The following is an 18,516-nucleotide window of genomic DNA, read 5'->3' as shown; positions in this document are numbered from 1 at the left end:
TTTTATATGGCTGGAATATGTTTTATTATATAAATAAAGAAACAATAAAATAAACACCGGCTGCTAAAAGTCCGCTGACCGGAATTGTAAGAATCCAAGCCGTCATCAGGCTTTTGGTAACTCCCCAACGAACAGCAGAAAGGCGTTTTGTTGCGCCTACTCCGATGATTGCTCCTGTGATAGTATGTGTCGTACTTACAGGAATTTTCAACATTTCCGTGATGTAGAGAGTGAAAGCACCTGCTGTTTCGGCAATCACTCCTTCCAGTGGAGTTACTTTGGTGATTCTGGTTCCCATTGTTTTTACTATCTTCCAACCTCCGGACATGGTTCCGAGTGAAATGGCCGTAAAACAGGAGAAGGCAACCCAGTCGGGCAGATCATTGATACTATTTATGCCCATCCCCAATCCCATGGAATGTGCGGCTATCATGGCGGCAGCTATGATACCCATTACTTTCTGAGAGTCATTCAGACCATGTCCGACACTGAAAAGGGCGGAGGATACAAGTTGTAATCTCTTGAACCATTGCTCTGCGGTATGAGGATGAGCTCGCCGGCAGATATAAAGTACGAACAAAGTGAATCCGAATGCAATGACCATGCCAATAAAAGGAGCCAAAAAAATAAATGCTGCAATTTTTAGGATGATATTAAGTTGAATAGCTTCAAATCCGTTTGCCATGATAGCTGCTCCTGCAAATCCTCCGATAAGGGTATGAGAAGAAGAGGAGGGGATACCTTTCCACCAAGTAATCAGATTCCAAGTGATAGCGGCAATAACTCCTGCTAATATAATCGGTAAAGTAATATATTGCTCTACTACGGTTTTGGATACAGTGTTGGCAATTCCGAATCCGCCTATTATATATTTAGCGATAAAGAAAGCAACGAAATTAAAGAAGGCAGCCCATAATACAGCTTGGAAGGGGGTAAGAACTCTCGTAGATACGATAGTGGCAATGGAGTTTGCAGCATCGTGAAAGCCGTTGATATAGTCGAATATCAGAGCTAGGATAATGATAGTCACTAATAATTCCATGTGTTCAGGCTTCTTTTATGCGTACTTTACAATCAGGCTTTTCAGAATTTTACCTACATGCTCTGCAGCATCGGTTGTCTTTTCCAGTTCGTGCATGATTTCTTTAATCTTGATAAGTTCGATACAATCTTTTTCTTCTTCAAAGAGTTTGGTGATGAAGAACTCATATACATCATCCGCTTGGTTTTCGATTTCATGCAGTTTGGAGCAATATTCTCGGAGGAGTGTCGGCTTTTTGCGGAATGTTTCGAGTTCATCCATAGCTTTACAAATATATATAGCTTCTTCTTGGATCAAACGGCTCAGTTCTTTTCCGCTTTCAGAAATAGGACGAGGATTATAAATGGAAATCCTTTTGGCACAACTGTTTATTCCGTCGATGACATCATCCATACAAGAAGCTAAGTCATGAATATCTTCACGGTCAAAGGGAGTGATGAATGTAGTTCCTAATTCATCAAAAATCAGATGTGTCAGTCTGTCTCCTTCCCGTTCGAGGTCTTTGATCTTTTTGTAGTACTCCGAGCGTTCTGCCGGTTGGTCATGTTGCAGACTTTCTACTAAAGCAACAGATGAGGCAGAAAGTACTTCTGATAATTGTTTCAGTAACGGGAAAAACTTCGGTTCCTTTGGGGTAAACCGACTAAAAAAAGAATTTTTCATAAGTGTAAAAACTTTAAATTGTTTTTTCTACTTTATTTATATTAGTAACAAATGAATACAGACTATGGTTTGGGCAGTTTAAAATTTCAACTTGGCGCGTATGACCTCAATTACGGCAGGCAATATGGATATGAATATAATGGCTACAATGAGTAGTTTTAGGTTTTCCTGCACAAACGGGAGATCGCCGAAGAAATATCCTGCATAACAGAATATAGTTACCCAGACAGCTCCACCAACCAAATTATATACCATAAAATAGTAGTAATTCATTTTCCCCATTCCTGCAACGAAGGGGGCAAATGTACGTACTATGGGGATAAAGCGTGCCAGGATAATGGTTTTGCCACCATACTTCTTATAAAATTCGTGCGTTTTCTCCAAGTGACTTTGCTTGAATATCTTGGATTTAGGATTGTTGAATAGCCTTCGACCAAAGAAATGCCCAATCATATAATTGCATGAATCACCTAATATGGCAGCAGCAAATAATATGATAACGAGTATGTGTATGCTGATAGGCATATCGGGTAACGCAGAGATCGCTCCGGCAACGAAAAGTAAAGAGTCACCCGGGAGGAAAGGAGTGACTACTAATCCGGTTTCACAGAAGATTATGATGAATAAGATAGCATAGGTCCATGCATGATAATCACGCACAATCATGACCATATATTGGTCAATATGGAGTATAAAATTGAGTAAAAAATCCATTTTATATACTTTGATTGTTATTAAAAGGAAAAGATAGGAACAACAAATAAGGCATAGAAAATATGAATTTTCTATGTCTATAAAAGGTATAAAATGGCTAAATGAGTATATGACCTAATGTATAGATGTGATATCTATCGGAATATTTGATAAAATTAGTATAGAATGAGAAACCTGTCCATTGATTCTTAGGAAGTTGAATCTTTAAAGAACTTAATATCCGGATAGTAACGGAATGAATATTGAATCTAAGTAACTTTGAAGGAGAGAAATAACGGAAGGAGGATGGATTTAAGACACCGTCACTGTCATTGTAGTCCTGCTTTCCTGTATTTTCTTTTGCTTTGACGAGTTTCTTTTCTTTCCCTAGTTGTTTTATCATAGTTTTAGTTTCGGGATGAAAAGCATTAACACAAGTTTGTATATAGGTACTACCGGTTTCTGGCCGATATGCTTCTTGCCTTTCGTCGGAAATCAACTGGAATCCCCAACTTAGAAATATACCTAATAATATACAGAATATGTACTTCATCATAACGGCCACAAATGTAGGAACTATTTTTATATGAAATACATATTCACAAGTATAATTAACAATTATATCTACGGCTGTCGGGAACTGTTTTCTGCATTTACTCTCATAAATCTCATTGGAGTATATGTTATCCCGTTAGTACATTGCTTCTCATTCATCTTTTAAATCCTAAATGAATGGCGTATGTGGATGAATGGACAGTCATTTTTCTGTCTGAGCACTCTTATTAGTAGAAATGTAATTTATTAACCTTTAAGAAGCATCAGTATGAGAAATGTAGAAAAGCACTTGGTTGGATAACTGTTTATTTATTATTTTGCTATTTTCCTTGTTCTCAAATGGATATTATAAAAGATATACCCGAATTTCTGCTTCCTTTAAGATTGATTTGTTTTGCCATTCAATGAGATTGCTGTAACTTTGCGTCCGGTTTAAAAAGATTGTATGTTATGGAATTACCCAAAGACCCGATGATGCTGTTTAGCGTTATCAATATGAAGTTGCGTGATTGCTATTCTTCACTTGACGAACTTTGTGAAGATATGGACGTAAATAAGGATGAATTAGTGAATCAGTTGAAAGCTGTCGGTTTTGAATATAGTGCGGAACACAATAAGTTCTGGTAACAGACTTCTTATTTACAATTTATAGATAAAGTATTCGAATTGCCTCTAAAGCCTCTGTAAAGGTCTTGGAGGCAATTTCTTTTCCTTGTATCCTACTTCTTTTTCTCCTCTTTCTTGTTAATAAAAGCAAAATACGAATTCTTGTATTTAACTTCCACACCCTTCTGCGTTCTAACTAATAAAGCTCAGATATAGAATTGATGATAAACGAGAATAAAATTCGTGAAGCTTGTTCCTCGGATCGTGAACGGGGATTCAAGATGCTGATGAACTCTTTTCAGGTACCGATATATAATTATATCCGTAGGCTGGTCGTGTCTCACGAAGATGCGGAAGATGTGCTTCAGGAGGTCTTTATCCGGATATTCCGACATATCGATCAATTTCGCGAAGAAAGTTCACTGTCAACCTGGATTTACCGGATTGCGACGAATGAAAGTTTACGCTTATTGAATAGTCGTAAAGAGGAAGGAGTCGTATCAGCGGAGGATGTACAGGAAGAATTGATGAGCAAACTGAAAGCTTCTGATTATATAGATTATGAGAACGAACTGGCGGTGAAGTTTCAAGAAGCCATTTTGAGTTTGCCGGAGAAGCAACGGCTTGTATTCAACTTACGTTATTACGATGAACTTGAGTATGAAGAGATTGCGCGGGTGCTGGATAGTAAGGTGGATACACTGAAAGTGAATTACCACTATGCAAAAGAAAAAATAAAGGAATATATACTAAATAGGTAGAACGATGAAAAAGGATTTTGATTTTGACGATATTGGTAAACGGACCCCTTACACTACCCCCGACGGATTCTTCGAGGATGTGCAACGAAAGGTAATGGAACGTACCGGGGTGAAACAACAGCGGAAGTCTCACATGAAGCTGATTATTTCTACGGTAGTTGCCATAGCGGCAGTATTAGCTGGAATTTTATTCGTTCCGTCCTTGCGTCAAATGGATGAGGTCAAATCGTCTTCTTCGAACACATTGGCTGTCGACAGAAGTAATGGTACGGATCCGGTAGACAAATGGATTAAAGAATTGTCGGATGAGGAGTTGGAAGAGCTCGTCAGCTTCTCTGAAAACGATATATTTTTGAATTAAGTAACTCAATCAATGATTAAAAGTGTAAAGATTATGAAGATGAAATTTATTTATGTAGTTTTGGCTGCTCTCTTGTTGGGAAGCCAGATGACCCTTTCAGCTCAAAATAGAGATAATAAGGAGAAGAAACAACGTCCCACACAAGAGCAGATGATGCAGATGCAGACGAATCAGATTGTTAAAACCTTGATGCTGGATGATGCGACAGCCGCCAAGTTTACACCGGTTTACGAGAAATATCTGAAAGAACTGCGCGAGTGCCGCATGATGAACCATAAACCAAGAGCCGAAAAAGCTCAAGGAACATCGGCTACCGATAAAAAGGATGCTTCGCGACCGGTAATGACTGACGAACAGATTGCTACCATGTTGAGAAACCAGTTTGCTCAAAGCCGTAAGATGCTTGATATTCGTGAGAAGTATTATAATGAATTCAGCAAGATACTTTCTCAAAAGCAGATTATGAAAATCTATCAGCAGGAAAAGAGTAATATGAATAAATTCAGGAAAGAGTTTGACCGCAGAAAAGGTCAGAAACCGGGGCAGGGACATCATCAGGGACAAAGACCTCGTGCTCCGCGCCAAGGATAACAATAGGGATTAGGTTATATTATAAGTTTCTGTTTTACTAAATCAACACAACTTGAGCATAGACAGACGTATTTATTCTTTTCAGTACCGTTTGATCAGTTGTTATGTCCTGTTACTGATAAGTTTGGCTGTTTATGCACAGTCCGGCAAAGAGCGTTTTGTCGGGCGTGTTGTTGATACTGAAACCAATCAGCCGGTACCGTTTGCTACGGTCCGGCTTTTGGCTTTACCGGATAGCATCTTATTAGTGGGAGGAGCTACGGATATACAAGGTAAATTTCAGTTAGCTGTTACTATTCCGAAAAGCAAGTCTATTCTATTGCATATCTCTTATATCGGATATACCTCTGTTTATCGGACTATATCTGTTTCAGCAAATAATAAGACACCCACTTTGGGTAATATATCTTTGAGTCCGGAGAGTATTTCATTAAACGAAACCGTTGTTGTGGGACAAGCACCTATGGCGGTGACCGAAGGAGACACTACCGTCTTTAACGCTTCGGCTTATCGTACTCCCGAAGGCTCCATGCTGGAAGAACTGGTGAAACAACTTCCCGGTGGAGAAATAGATGAGGACGGCAAACTGCTGATTCATGGAAAGGAAGTGAAAAAGATTTTGGTGGACGGAAAAGAATTCTTTTCCGACGACCCGAAAGCAGCTCTTAAAAATCTTCCGGTAGAGATGATAGAAAAGCTGAAAGCATACGAACGCCAGTCCGATCTTGCCCGTCTTACCGGTATTGACGATGGTGAAGAAGAAATGATTCTCGACCTGTCGGTCAAGAAGAATATGAAACGAGGGTGGATGGAAAATTTTATGGGTGGTTATGGAAGTAAAGACCGTTATGAACTAGCCAATACTTTAAACCGTTTCCGGGATAACTCCCAATTGACTGTTATCGGGAATCTGAATAACACCAACAACCAAGGCTTTTCTGAAATGCAGGGGGAGTCTGCCAGTTCTTCCGGTAATCTTCGTACTCAAAAAGGGCTGACTACTTCCCGTTCTTTGGGAGTGAATGCCACTCATGACTGGAAGCGCGTCAAATTTCGGTCGAACATTCAATATATGGGCACTGACCGTCTGGAGGACAGTCGTACTACGGTAGACAATTATCTTCGTAAAGACAAATCTATCACCGAAAGTACCGGACACAATCGACAGGGAAACGATAACTTGGTAGCGAATGCTTTCTTGGAGTGGAAAATGGATTCTGTTACAACATTGATTTTTCGCCCTCAATACCGTACGGCTGCCAATGATAGAAGTAGTAACGGTTTTCAGCAAGGGTGGGGCAATGATGTGCTACTGAATGAGCGGGAATCATCAGGCACAACTCATAGCTCATCCTATAATCTGACCATGATGCTGCAACTTAGTCGGAAACTTAGCCGAATGGGAAGAAATATAGCCTTGAAAGTTGATTATGGTACAAATGAATCTTCCACCGACAGAACCAGCCTTTCCACTACCCATTACTTCAAAAACAATGCTAAGAATGTAAAGAATCAAAAGATTGAAGATAGAATGGAGGGGTATAACTACCGGTTACAATTAGTTTATGTAGAACCTTTGCCCTGGTTTCATTTTCTTCAGTTCCGTTACAGTTACCAGCATCGGGTGAACAACTCCGACCGTTTTGTTTACAACTGGAACAAGGAACTGGAAGAATTTGCTCCTGATTATGACGAGGACGCAAGCAATTGTTTTGAAAATCAGTATAGTAATCACCTGTTTAATCTTGCGGTCCGTACCTCCCGTAAGAAATATAATTATAATATCGGTGCTGACTTTGAACCTCAAAAGTCTGTCAGCCGTTCTCTTTTGGAAAAGGCAACTCCGGCAGAAGAACCGTTGCGAAAGTCTGTTTTTAATATTTCTCCTACCGTCAATTTCCGTTATAAGTTCTCCAAACGTACCCGTTTGCAGATTGTATATCGGGGAAAAAGCCGTCAGCCGAATATACGCGACCTTCAACCGGTGACGGACCGCACCAACCCGTTGAATATCCGTGTCGGTAATCCTTTGCTGAAGCCTTCGTATACGAATACTTTCACATTAAATTTCAACTCCTATAATGCCAAACACCAACGGAATATGGTTGCTTCCGTCTTGGCGGAGAATACCATTAATAGTATAACCAACCAAGTGACCTATGATAGCGAATCCGGTGTGCGAACTACCACTCCTCTTAATCTGAACGGTAACTGGCGTGCTATGGGCTCTTTTTCTCTCAATACTCCTTTCAAGAATCGTAGTTGGCGATTCCGTACATATTCATATCTGCAATACAGAAACCAGAACGGGTATAGCACTATAAATAAAGAAGCTCCTGTAAAAAGTACAGTGAAACATCTCACAGCCCGCCAACGCTTGCAATTAACATACCGCACGAAGCAAATGGAAATCAGTGCCCGTGCAGAATTGCTGTACAACAATTCCCATAATAATGTGAAAGAGACACGTACCGAAACTTACGATTACCGCTTTGGCACGGAAGTACAATATTATTTCCCATGGGGGATAGAACTGTTCAGCGACCTTACCTGTTTTCAACGTTCCGGCTATGGATATAGTGGCAATGCCCGCGAAAACCTGATGTGGAATTGTCAGTTGTCGAAAGCCTTTCTGAAACGGAAACAACTACTGCTCCGTTTCAAAATATATGATATTCTTCATCAGGACGTTTCGATGATACGTACGATTACTGCCACTGCTATTCGTGATACTGATTACAATGCGCTGGGTTCCTATTTCATGGTGCATGCTATTCTTCGTTTGAATATGATGGGGCGATAATTGAGAATTAAATTTCTATTTATCCGAAAACCACAGCAGGGTTTTGATTGTTGTTGTCGTACGTGAAAACAATGAAAACCTTGCCGAATGTTTGATTTTGTCAATAAATTGAAGGATAAGGGCCGTTGGCGAATCTTTAAACTGAAGTTGATTGACGCGCGGCTTTACTTTGTTAGTATCTTTGTGGGGCTGCTGACGGGGCTTGTTGCAGTGCCCTACCATTATCTATTGCAGTTTTTCTTCAATCTTCGTCACGATTTCTTTGATGCCCATTTAAAGTGGTATTGGTATATTCCTCTTTTCCTGCTGATGTGGGGAATTCTTCTATTTGTTTCCTGGCTCGTAAAAAAAATGCCTCTCATTACGGGTGGAGGGATTCCACAGACACGTGGAGTCATTAACGGACGGGTTGATTACAAACATCCTTTTCGGGAATTGATGGCTAAGTTTGTAGGTGGAATACTCGCATTAAGTACCGGACTGTCTTTGGGACGTGAAGGACCTTCCGTACAGATAGGTTCATATGTGGGATACTTGGTATCCAAATGGGGGCGGGTGCTTAGCGGCGAACGGAAGCAGTTATTAGCTGCCGGTGCAGGTGCCGGATTAGCGGCTGCTTTTGCTGCGCCATTGGCTTCGTCGTTGCTGGTTATAGAATCCATTGAACGGTTCGATGCGCCTAAAACGGCTATTACTACGCTGCTGGCAGGAGTGGTTGCCGGTGGGGTCGCCAGTTGGATTTTCCCTATGAATCCTTATTTTCATATAGATGCCATTGTGCCGGGAATGACTTTTGGGGGGCAGGTGAAACTGTTTCTTCTATTGGCCGCCGTAATTTCCATTTTCGGAAAACTCTTTTCTATCACCACACTTCAGGTCAAACGTATCTATCCTGCCATTAAACATCCGGAATACGTGAAAATGCTGTACCTGCTCTTTATTGCTTTTCTTATCTCTATGGCGGAGTTCAATTTGACCGGTGGAGGAGAGCAATTCTTGCTTTCACAGGCCATGCATCCGGATACACATATTCTTTGGATTGTCGGTATGATGCTATTACATTTGGTTTTTAGCATATTTTCTTTTTCCTCGGGCTTGCCGGGTGGAAATTTTATTCCTACATTGGTGACAGGAGGACTTCTCGGACAAATCGTAGCATTGATTATGGTGCGACAGGGACTTATTGCATACGAGAATATCAGTTATATCATGTTGATTTGTATGTCCGCTTTTCTTGTGGCAGTAGTTCGCACTCCATTAACGGCTATCGTGCTGATAACCGAGATAACGGGACATTTAGAAGTATTCTATCCTTCGATCGTAGTTGGGGGATTAACTTATTATTTCACTGAAATGCTTCAAATAAAACCTCTCAATGTGACTTTATACGAAGACATGATTCATTCACCTGCATTCAAAGAAGAAGCACGCTACACATTATCGGTTGAGGTCATGAGCGGTTCTTATCTGGACGGAAAGATTGTGGATGAGCTTCGTCTGCCGGAGCGTTGTATTATTATTAATGTTCATCGCGACCGGAAGGACTGGACTCCTAAAGGGCAGAAACTAATGCCCGGTGATCAGGTACAAATCGAAATGGATTCACAGGATATAGAAAAACTGTATGAACCTTTAGTCAGTATGGCGAATATTTATTAGCTGTCCGTTATATATAAATAGCTGATAGATCCTGTCTGCCAGCTATTTTGGTATATCAATGTCTTTTGTTATCTGTCTTTTACTCAACACTTCTTAACCAGGCTATTTCCTCTGCCCACTTACTTTCATCAGGAGTTTCGAGTACCAAAGATATATTATCAAATCTTGAATCTTGCATTAATCTTTCAAAGAATGCTTTTCCAATTAGTCCCTCGCCGATACTGTCGTGACGGTCGACGTGGGTACCCAGTGCTTTCTTCGAATCATTCAAGTGCATACCACGCAGATAATTGAATCCTACTTCCTTGTCGAATTCTTCGAATACTTTATCGTAATCGTTCACAATATCGTAACCTGCTGTATATGTATGGCAAGTATCAAGGCAAACGCCTACCCGGCTTTTATCATCTACCCGGTCAATAATATATTTTAATTGCCAAAACTCGCTTCCCAGATTACTGCCTTGTCCGGCAGTATTTTCAATAACGGCTGTTACTCCTTTTGTCTTTTCCAGAGTGATATTAATGCTTTCTGCAATAAGTGACAGGCAATCTTCTGTTGCTATTTTATTAAGAGAGCTGCCGGGGTGAAAATTCAGAAGTCTCAAGCCCAGTTGCTCGCAGCGTTGCATTTCGTCCAAGAAAGCGGCACGGCTTTTATTCAGTCCTTCTTCCTCAGGATGCCCTAAATTAATAAGATAACTATCGTGAGGTAGGATATACTCAGGCTGAAAACCGTACTTATCACAATTCTCTTTGAAAAGCCGGATACTTTCTTCGCTCAATGGTTTGCTAATCCATTGGCGTTGATTTTTAGTGAACAGTGCAAAAGCATTTGCTCCTATTTCATGCGCATTTATGGGGGCGAATTCTACGCCGCCGGATGCACTTACGTGTGCTCCGATATATTTCATATTTTGTTCTTTTTTGATTATAATCTGCAAATATAACATTTTTAGAGGAACGGATGTTTGAATGAACAATTAAGATTGTTCTTCTTCAAAAGCAAGCCATGAGTTTCTTGAGGTTTCCTTAGTTAGAAACTCCAGTTTCCAGCCTTGGAACCGGAGTTCCCACGTTTGGAATATCTTCTCGTTCTTATGTTAAATGTCTTTTTTCATTATTAGTCGATTTTCGTTATCGATGCGTTGATAGGATATTTCATTCATGATGCTGCGAATCAGGAAAATGCCAAGCCCACCGATAGGACGTTCCTCAATTGGAAGTGTGATATCTACTTCCTCTACTTGCGTGGGATCGAAAGAAGCTCCTTTATCTGTGAGAAGGAAAATCAGTTGTTTTTCGGTTGAAGTAACTTTCAGTAAGATAATATGTTGCTCTTTGGGAGGGTAAGCGTACATGATAATATTGGCTACAGCTTCTTCCAGTGCCAAATTGATATTCATAACCGTTTCTGCCGGCAGGGAAAGTTCCTCGCCCAGTTCTTCTATAAAACTGGCTAAAACTACTATCTCGTTCAAATTGTTTGAGATTCTAATTTCTTTTTCCATACTGATAATAACTTAACTGTTTGCTGTTCCGGGTTCATATTGAATTAGTAAGATGGTGAGGTCATCACTTGCTTCGGCTTCTTTGACATGGCTTGCAATGGAGTCTACAACAACGTTGACTGTAGTACGCACATCCGACGAGGCATTATCTGATAACATTTCCAATAACTTTTCTTCTCCATATAGTTCTTTATTTATATTTTCAGCTTCTGTCACTCCGTCGGTATAAAGGAACAATTTGCTTTCTTTTTCCAATACAACTTCTTCATCACTGTATTTAAAATCTTCGACGACTCCTACAAATATTTGAGTTTTGAATTCCAAATATGAAACCTGTCCATCAGGATAAATGAGTATGGGAGGATTGTGACCGGCATTGCAAAGTTTCAGTATGCCTGTTTCCAGATCGAGTATGCCGACAATGAGGGTGACAAACATATTGGATTCATTATTGTCGGAAATAGAATTGTTCATTTCCGTAACTATTTTGGCAGGTGAAAGTACATGCTGGGATAACGTCCGGAATAAGCTACGGGTGATAGCCATAAATAGTGAGGCGGGTACTCCCTTTCCCGATACATCCCCAATCAGGAAATAGAGATGATTGCCGTCCATATAGAAATCATAAAGGTCGCCACCCACCTCTTTGGCGGGATGCAGTATGGCATGCAAATCCACATCATTACGATCCGGATAAGGAGGAAATATTTTAGGGAGCATGCCCATTTGTATTTCCCGTGCTATGGAAAGCTCGCTTTCAATACGTTCTTTGCTTGCAGTAGTCTCTTTCAGTTCATTCACGTAAGTCGACAATGATTTTTGCATGTAGACTAATGAATCATATAAGTCTTTGATTTCATCATTCGAGCGGACTAGGGGTAGTGTCACGTCAAACCGCCCTGTGGCAATTTCACGAGCGGATTCCGAGAATTTCTCTAATGGACGGACTAAACGCCGGATAATACTGTATACAATAAGTAGTAATATCAGTATACCGACCAGAAAAGTATAAATGATTTTTCGGGAAGTACTGTCCAGCTCCTGAAGAATAATACGGCTCGGACATACCGTGCATACTGACCAACCGATTTGGGGAATAGTAGTATAGAATGCGTATGAATCATTTCCTTGGTTGTCGAAGCGTATAGTACCTGTATGACCGGCCAGCATTTCACGTCCTATCTGTTCCTGTGAATGGTTTTCTGTGGCAAAGGCTTCGGAAAATATGGTCTTATTCATTATTTTATCCCGGTCTGCATGAGTCAGAAAACTTCCGTTGCGGCTGATTAAGTAAGTATAACTGGAGGGATATGGTTTCAGGAGACTGATCGTATCGGTGAATTGCGTCAGGGATATACTGGCGATAAAGACAGCGAACAGTTCGCCACGGTTGTCATACAAAGGCTTTGAGTAAGTACTCATAATGATATTTCCGCCTCCGTCGTCATAATAAGGTTCACTCCAGTAGGCTTGTTTCTGCATTTTAGGGATAAGATACCAGTCCATACAAGGATAATCATAATTCTGACTGCCTAATACCTGATAGGTTACATGATTTGTTTTGTTATCGAGCGAAGCATAAGGCATAAAATACTTGCCTTTTTCTTTATAGTAGTTTGGGGTGAAAGCTATGCCGCTTTTGACAATAAGTGGATTATTCTTTACGACTGATTCGATGATAAGATGCAATGAATCCGGCAGGTTTATGTTTCTTTCCAATACCCATGTAGATTGATTGATAGTTGTTTCTACCGACATTAGCTGGCTGCTGATTTCTGTTGCTATGTTACTCAATAATCCGTGAGTACGTTCAATGGCGTAACTCGTTACCTTTTCATGGTTATAATTGTAGAACAATGCCATGATAGTAGCAAAGACGATCAACGTGAATGAGAAAACGTAGATACTTAACCGGGTTGCAAAAGAATGGGAAAATGTGTGTTTCATGTCGTGAATTGGTTATTTTACAAAGTCTTCGTAACGAATACTTTTTTTCTTTGAGATGTCTGGTGGCAGTAAAATATCAATTGCCAGATCGAAACCTTCACGACTCAGCCGATAAGGGCGTTGCCCTGTTTTGTCTGTTTGCAATCGCAGTATTTCTTCCAGCATTTTACGCTGGTGATATCGGTTGGTTCCTATATTGTAATGATGTACCTGCTCCATTACAATGTCAAGAGTCTCTTCCGGGTGCTCGTTCGCCCAGTTCCAGCCACGGATACAGGCTCTGACTAGTTTCTGTATCGTTTCGGGATGCTTTTGATAAAATTCTTCAGTAACGTAAAGTCCATCTTCGGGCAAGTTATATCCATAATCGGCAAAACGCATGATATGAGTAGAATCTATCTGCATTCCACATTCGGCAAGTTGTGGAAACTCGTTATAACTTCCCACCATACAAATATCTACTGCTTTTGATAGAAATAGATTGATACCACTGTTAAACCGTATCCATTCTACTTCAATTTGGTATTTGTTCGCGATTCGGTCGAGTAGTTCCTGAGTAAGATGATTCCATACTGCAATTTCTCTGTGTTGTAATGACGGAATTCCTTTTAATGGTGAGTGGCTGACTAGCATCAAACTGTTTTCCTGTGAAGTTTGCAGGATATTTACAATTCGTTTTCCTGCAAAGTATTCCATTAACGCTTGTGATAGATTGGTGATAACTGCCTGCGGCTCTCCTTCTTTAAGATACTGGAATGAGTTTTCCGAATGAGACGGATGTTTCACGTGTACATCAAGTCCTTCTTCTTTGTAGAAGCCCATTTTCTCCGCTACATAGTAACCTGCAAATTGTGCCTGTGCCGTCCATTTGGGGATAAGTGTAACAGACTGTGCATGAACTACGTTTATTAATGAAAATACAGATAGTAGCAGGATGCAGGCTATGATGCGGATTACTTTCATACAGTATGAGTTAGCGTACTGTAAAAAGTCCGGAGCATCCGGTCATATCGAATATTTTACGTATTTCTGGTTTCATCGCCTCCAGGACAAGTTGACCTCCATGTTGCATGACACTCTTTTGCAGTGTAATCAGGCTTCGCAAACCGGAACTGCTAATGTATGATAAGCCTTCGCAATTCACAATTATATTTGGAGTTTTACTAGCTAAAAGAGGTTGTAATACTGTATTGAATGTATTGGCATTTGCTGTATCCAAACGCCCTTCAATAGTGAGAATCGTCACTTCTTCTATTTGGCATAGATTGGTTTTCAAAGTAGCTTCAGGCTTGAAGTCCATATCTATATTCTTGGTAAGAATTAATTCGTTATGATTATCTGTGGAATGATATTCTACTTTGTCCATTGTACGCCGGATCAGGAAAAGTCCCAGGCCTTGTGTCAGTTGTTGGTCGAGAGATTGTACATTGTCAGATGTTTCTTTGGCAGTAGGATCGAAGGAAATTCCGTCGTCTATAATTTGTGTAACCAGCATTCCGGGAGCAACAGATGTTCGAAGGATGATTTCACTTTCTTTATTGGAAGGGTAGCCGTAACGGATAATATTGGTAACCGCTTCTTCAATAGCGAGGTTGAGGCTCATTGTGATACCTGCCGGTAATTGTAATGACATTCCTAATTCTTCGATAAATAGAGCAATTCTTGCAACTTCATCCAACTGATTATCAATGATAATTTCTTTTTCCATGTTTTTTAAGTAGCGTGTCATATTTGTATGGCTTTTGTTTGATTGAATGCTGCGCAAAAGTACGGATTTCTGTTAAGAATAGGAAATTAATTCAGATGAAATCCTTCCGATATTGGCGAAAATCTTTAGGAAAGGACATCTTTTAGCCGATAAATCATTTTTTAGCATGAAATCTTATTTGGACAACTTTCTTTTTCAGAGATATGGTAATGAAAAGTAAATAAGCCCGGCATAAGATACCGGGCTTATTTTATTGTTCGGATGTTGAAATCAGAAGACTATTTAGCTAAATCGCCTATCTCATCCAAGTTCTTTTGAATATCTTCGTCGGTTAATGAGTAGTTCACCAAATCACCTGCCAGATATTTGTCGTAAGAAGCCATGTCAATCAACCCATGCCCGGAAAGGTTGAACAGGATTACTTTTTCTTCTCCTGTTTCTTTGCACTTATTGGCTTCGCGAACGGCTGCTGCGATAGCATGGCAGGACTCCGGAGCAGGGATAATACCTTCCATTTGTGCAAACAGGCAACCGGCTTCGAACGATTCCAGTTGCTGGATATCTACCGCTTCCATGAGATTATCTTTGAGTAATTGTGAAACGATGACACCTGCACCATGATAACGAAGGCCGCCTGCATGGATATGGGCCGGAGCAAAGTTGTGTCCTAATGTAAACATCGGGAGTAATGGGGTGTATCCGGCTTCATCACCAAAATCATACTGGAACTTGCCGCGTGTCAATTTCGGGCAAGAAGCGGGCTCGGCGGCAACGAAACGGGTTTTCTTGCCTTCCAGTATGTTATGACGCATGAAAGGGAAGGAAATACCACCAAAGTTGGAACCGCCTCCGAAACATCCGATTACTACATCCGGGTATTCACCGGCCATTTCCATCTGTTTTTCCGCTTCCAGACCGATAATTGTCTGATGAAGGGTAACATGACTAAGTACGGAACCAAGTGTATATTTGCAGTTAGGAGTCATTTGAGCAAGTTCGATAGCTTCGGAAATAGCTGTTCCGAGTGAACCCTGATAAGTAGGGTGTGCAGTCAGGATATCTTTTCCGGTGCGGGTAGACATGGACGGAGAAGGAGTAACCTGTGCTCCGAAAGTCTGCATGATACTACGGCGGTAAGGCTTCTGTTCGTAGCTGATTTTCACCTGATAAACGGCAGCTTCGAGTCCGAAAACTTTGGCTGCATAAGAAAGAGCGGCCCCCCATTGTCCGGCACCGGTTTCGGTAGTCACGTTGGTAACGCCTTCTTCTTTACAGTAATAAGCTTGTGCCAAAGCGGAGTTCAACTTATGAGAGCCGATAGGGCTTACACTTTCATTCTTAAAATAAATGTGTGCCGGAGTACCGAGCGCTTTTTCCAGTCCGTAAGCACGAACAAGCGGAGTACTGCGGTAGTATTTGTACATTTCACGGACTTCTTCCGGGATTTCAATCCATGCATCGGTCTGGTTAAGTTCCTGATGACACAGTTCTTTAGCGAAAATAGGATACAGGTCTTCCGCTTTCAGCGGCTGTTTTGTTCCCGGGTGCAAAGGAGGCATTGGCTTATTGACCATGTCAGCCTGAATATTGTACCAGTAGTGTGGGATTTCTTCTTCCGGCAGGATATACCGTTTTCTTTTGTCACTCATAATATTGTGGTTTTTTAGTTTTCCGCTGCCAAATGTAGACAAAATTTTTAATATTCGGATGTTTTTGTCAACAAAGAATCGGATTCGATTGTTATTTTAGTTAAGTTTGCACGGCATTATATAAAAAATGCGATATGAAGATTTATCATAAGTTTTTGTTGTATCAGAACAAACTACTGAAACCTTATGTACGTATCTTATTGGGTTTAGTAGAAGCACTTACTTATCTGGCGTCTTTGTTGTTGATCGTCGGAGTGATTTACGAACATGGCTTTCCGCTATCGGTTGATGAAGTGGCGAAAATTCAGGTCCTGTATAAGGCTGTATGGATTATTTTTCTGGTTGATGTGACTCTTCATATCTCACTTGAATATAGAAGTACAAAGAAACAATACCGGCGGTTGGCCTGGATTTTGAGCGGTTTGCTGTATCTGACTTTGATACCGGTCATTTTTCATCGTCCGGAAGAAGAAGGGGCAATCCTGCAATTTTGGGAGTTTCTGGACGGGAAGTTTTATCATCTTGTCTTATTACTAATTTTTTCTTTTCTGAATTTGTCCAACGGACTGGTCCGTTTGTTGGGGCGTCGCACTAATCCTTCTCTGATATTGGCAGTCAGCTTTTTGACTATCATTCTGATTGGTACGGGGTTATTGATGTTGCCACGATGCACGGTGAATGGCATTACCTGGGTGGATTCATTGTTTACGGCTACCAGTGCGGTATGTGTGACGGGGCTGGTGCCCGTTGACGTATCGACTACATTTACTACCGGCGGACTTGTTGTTATCATCCTGCTGATCCAGGTAGGAGGATTAGGTGTAATGACATTGACCAGTTTCTTCGCTATGTTCTTTATGGGAAATACTTCTCTTTACAATCAGTTAGTGGTACGTGATATGGTTAGCTCCAATTCGCTGGGCTCCTTATTGTCCACGTTATTATATATCTTGGGATTTACATTGGTGATTGAAGGTATCGGCATGATTTCTATCTGGTTCAGCATCCACGGAACACTTGGAATGACTTTGGAAGGCGAACTGGCTTTTGCTGCTTTCCATTCTATTTCCGCTTTTTGTAATGCAGGTTTCTCTACACTTTCCGGTAATTTGGGAAACTCTATGGTAATGACCAACCATAACTGGCTGTTTATTTCCGTCTCTTTTCTGATTATTCTGGGAGGTATCGGTTTTCCTATTCTGGTTAATTTCAAAGATATTGTACTGTATCATTTGCGTCATTTCTGGAAGTTTGTACGTACGCGCAAGTTAGAAAGGCATAAGGTGTCGCATTTGTATAATCTGAATACGAGGATTGTGTTGATTATGACATTTCTGCTTTTGGTAACCGGCACATTGGCGATTGCCGCTTTTGAGTGGAATGCTTCGTTTGCCGGTATGCCTGTTGCAGATAAGTGGACGCAGGCTTTCTTCAATGCTACTTGTCCGAGGACGGCTGGTTTCAGCAGTGTTGATTTAGCTTCTTTGAGTGTACAGACTTTGTTGGTCTATTTAGTGCTGATGTGGATTGGTGGTGGTGCTCAATCTACTGCCGGTGGGGTGAAAGTGAATGCTTTTGCAGTGGTTGTCCTGAATCTTGTGGCCGTGTTGCGTGGCTCGGAACGGGTGGAGGTATTCGGAAGGGAACTTTCTCATGATTCTATCCGTCGTTCTAATGCGACAGTGGTTATGTCGTTGGGCGTACTGTTTCTTTTTATCTTTATATTAAGTATACTGGAACCGCAAGCCTCTCTAATGGCATTGACTTTCGAATGTGTGTCGGCGCTTAGTACGGTAGGTTCTAGTCTGAATCTGACACCTAATTTATGTGATGCAAGTAAATTGTTAGTGGCGTTGTTGATGTTTATCGGGCGTGTGGGCTTGATAACGTTAATGCTGGGAATTATCAAACAGAAAAAGAATACAAAATACCGTTATCCGAGTGATAACATTATCATAAACTAAAGAT

The 18,516-nt window shown here is 40.8% G+C and carries 17 protein-coding genes; 7 read left to right on the top strand and 10 right to left on the bottom strand.

The genetic code is table 11. From position 1 onward, the window contains the following. Nucleotides 1-25: 25 nt before the first annotated feature. The 4 genes from BHV72_RS13265 to BHV72_RS13250 all read right to left on the bottom strand — a co-directional run bounded on the left by BHV72_RS13265 (nt 26) and on the right by BHV72_RS13250 (nt 2,954). Nucleotides 26-1,042, bottom strand: a complete 1,017-nt coding sequence (locus tag BHV72_RS13265; protein WP_005677590.1) for an inorganic phosphate transporter — start codon at nt 1,040-1,042, stop codon at nt 26-28. Nucleotides 1,043-1,057: 15 nt separating this feature from the next. Next, nucleotides 1,058-1,705, bottom strand: coding sequence for a DUF47 domain-containing protein (locus BHV72_RS13260; RefSeq protein WP_022042072.1), 648 nt, complete (start codon nt 1,703-1,705; stop codon nt 1,058-1,060). Nucleotides 1,706-1,783: 78 nt separating this feature from the next. Further along, nucleotides 1,784-2,419: a DedA family protein gene (locus BHV72_RS13255; protein ID WP_022042071.1), complete on the bottom strand. Its 636-nt coding sequence runs from the start codon at nt 2,417-2,419 to the stop codon at nt 1,784-1,786. Between the two features lie 97 nt (nt 2,420-2,516). Further along, complete coding sequence (locus BHV72_RS13250; protein WP_005677593.1) at nt 2,517-2,954, bottom strand: DUF8440 family protein; 438 nt, start codon at nt 2,952-2,954, stop codon at nt 2,517-2,519. A 449-nt stretch (nt 2,955-3,403) separates the two neighbouring features. Between BHV72_RS13250 and BHV72_RS13245 the strand changes: the two genes are divergently transcribed. The 6 genes from BHV72_RS13245 to BHV72_RS13220 all read left to right on the top strand — a co-directional run bounded on the left by BHV72_RS13245 (nt 3,404) and on the right by BHV72_RS13220 (nt 9,734). Then, nucleotides 3,404-3,580, top strand: coding sequence for a DUF4250 domain-containing protein (locus BHV72_RS13245; protein ID WP_005677594.1), 177 nt, complete (start codon nt 3,404-3,406; stop codon nt 3,578-3,580). A gap of 200 nt (nt 3,581-3,780) precedes the next feature. After that, nucleotides 3,781-4,320 (top strand): RNA polymerase sigma factor, encoded by a 540-nt coding sequence (locus tag BHV72_RS13240; RefSeq protein WP_022042070.1) that lies wholly within the window; start codon nt 3,781-3,783, stop codon nt 4,318-4,320. Nucleotides 4,321-4,324: 4 nt separating this feature from the next. Further along, on the top strand, nt 4,325-4,681 hold the full coding sequence (locus BHV72_RS13235) for a hypothetical protein (protein WP_005677598.1): 357 nt from the start codon (nt 4,325-4,327) through the stop codon (nt 4,679-4,681). A 33-nt stretch (nt 4,682-4,714) separates the two neighbouring features. Next, nucleotides 4,715-5,272, top strand: coding sequence for a DUF4890 domain-containing protein (locus BHV72_RS13230; protein WP_122118449.1), 558 nt, complete (start codon nt 4,715-4,717; stop codon nt 5,270-5,272). A gap of 52 nt (nt 5,273-5,324) precedes the next feature. Then, nucleotides 5,325-8,075 carry a TonB-dependent receptor gene (locus BHV72_RS13225; RefSeq protein ID WP_286856145.1) on the top strand — a complete coding sequence of 917 codons (2,751 nt, stop codon included), beginning with the start codon at nt 5,325-5,327 and terminating at the stop codon, nt 8,073-8,075. An 87-nt stretch (nt 8,076-8,162) separates the two neighbouring features. Next, on the top strand, nt 8,163-9,734 hold the full coding sequence (locus BHV72_RS13220) for a ClC family H(+)/Cl(-) exchange transporter (protein ID WP_055170788.1): 1,572 nt from the start codon (nt 8,163-8,165) through the stop codon (nt 9,732-9,734). A gap of 79 nt (nt 9,735-9,813) precedes the next feature. Here the strand turns inward: BHV72_RS13220 and nfo are convergent, their stop codons facing one another. The 6 genes from nfo to BHV72_RS13190 form a co-directional block, all read right to left on the bottom strand. Continuing rightward, complete coding sequence (gene nfo / locus BHV72_RS13215) at nt 9,814-10,647, bottom strand: deoxyribonuclease IV (RefSeq protein ID WP_286856144.1); 834 nt, start codon at nt 10,645-10,647, stop codon at nt 9,814-9,816. 189 nt (nt 10,648-10,836) lie between these two features. Further along, nucleotides 10,837-11,244 (bottom strand): ATP-binding protein, encoded by a 408-nt coding sequence (locus tag BHV72_RS13210; protein WP_005680355.1) that lies wholly within the window; start codon nt 11,242-11,244, stop codon nt 10,837-10,839. Between the two features lie 12 nt (nt 11,245-11,256). Beyond that, complete coding sequence (locus BHV72_RS13205) at nt 11,257-13,191, bottom strand: SpoIIE family protein phosphatase (protein ID WP_286856143.1); 1,935 nt, start codon at nt 13,189-13,191, stop codon at nt 11,257-11,259. Between the two features lie 12 nt (nt 13,192-13,203). Then, nucleotides 13,204-14,154, bottom strand: coding sequence for an ABC transporter substrate-binding protein (locus tag BHV72_RS13200; RefSeq protein WP_022042062.1), 951 nt, complete (start codon nt 14,152-14,154; stop codon nt 13,204-13,206). Between the two features lie 10 nt (nt 14,155-14,164). Continuing rightward, on the bottom strand, nt 14,165-14,899 hold the full coding sequence (locus BHV72_RS13195; protein WP_229093675.1) for an anti-sigma factor antagonist: 735 nt from the start codon (nt 14,897-14,899) through the stop codon (nt 14,165-14,167). Between the two features lie 278 nt (nt 14,900-15,177). After that, nucleotides 15,178-16,548: a TrpB-like pyridoxal phosphate-dependent enzyme gene (locus BHV72_RS13190; RefSeq protein ID WP_286856142.1), complete on the bottom strand. Its 1,371-nt coding sequence runs from the start codon at nt 16,546-16,548 to the stop codon at nt 15,178-15,180. 134 nt (nt 16,549-16,682) lie between these two features. Here BHV72_RS13190 and BHV72_RS13185 point away from each other — a divergent pair, with 134 nt between their 5' ends. Further along, nucleotides 16,683-18,512: a TrkH family potassium uptake protein gene (locus tag BHV72_RS13185; RefSeq protein WP_286856141.1), complete on the top strand. Its 1,830-nt coding sequence runs from the start codon at nt 16,683-16,685 to the stop codon at nt 18,510-18,512. Nucleotides 18,513-18,516 lie beyond the last annotated feature (4 nt).

The organism is Bacteroides sp. 43_46 (genome assembly GCF_001915455.1).
Taxonomy (GTDB): Bacteria; Bacteroidota; Bacteroidia; order Bacteroidales; family Bacteroidaceae; genus Bacteroides; species Bacteroides caccae.
This window is presented reverse-complemented; position numbering and strand designations above follow the sequence as displayed.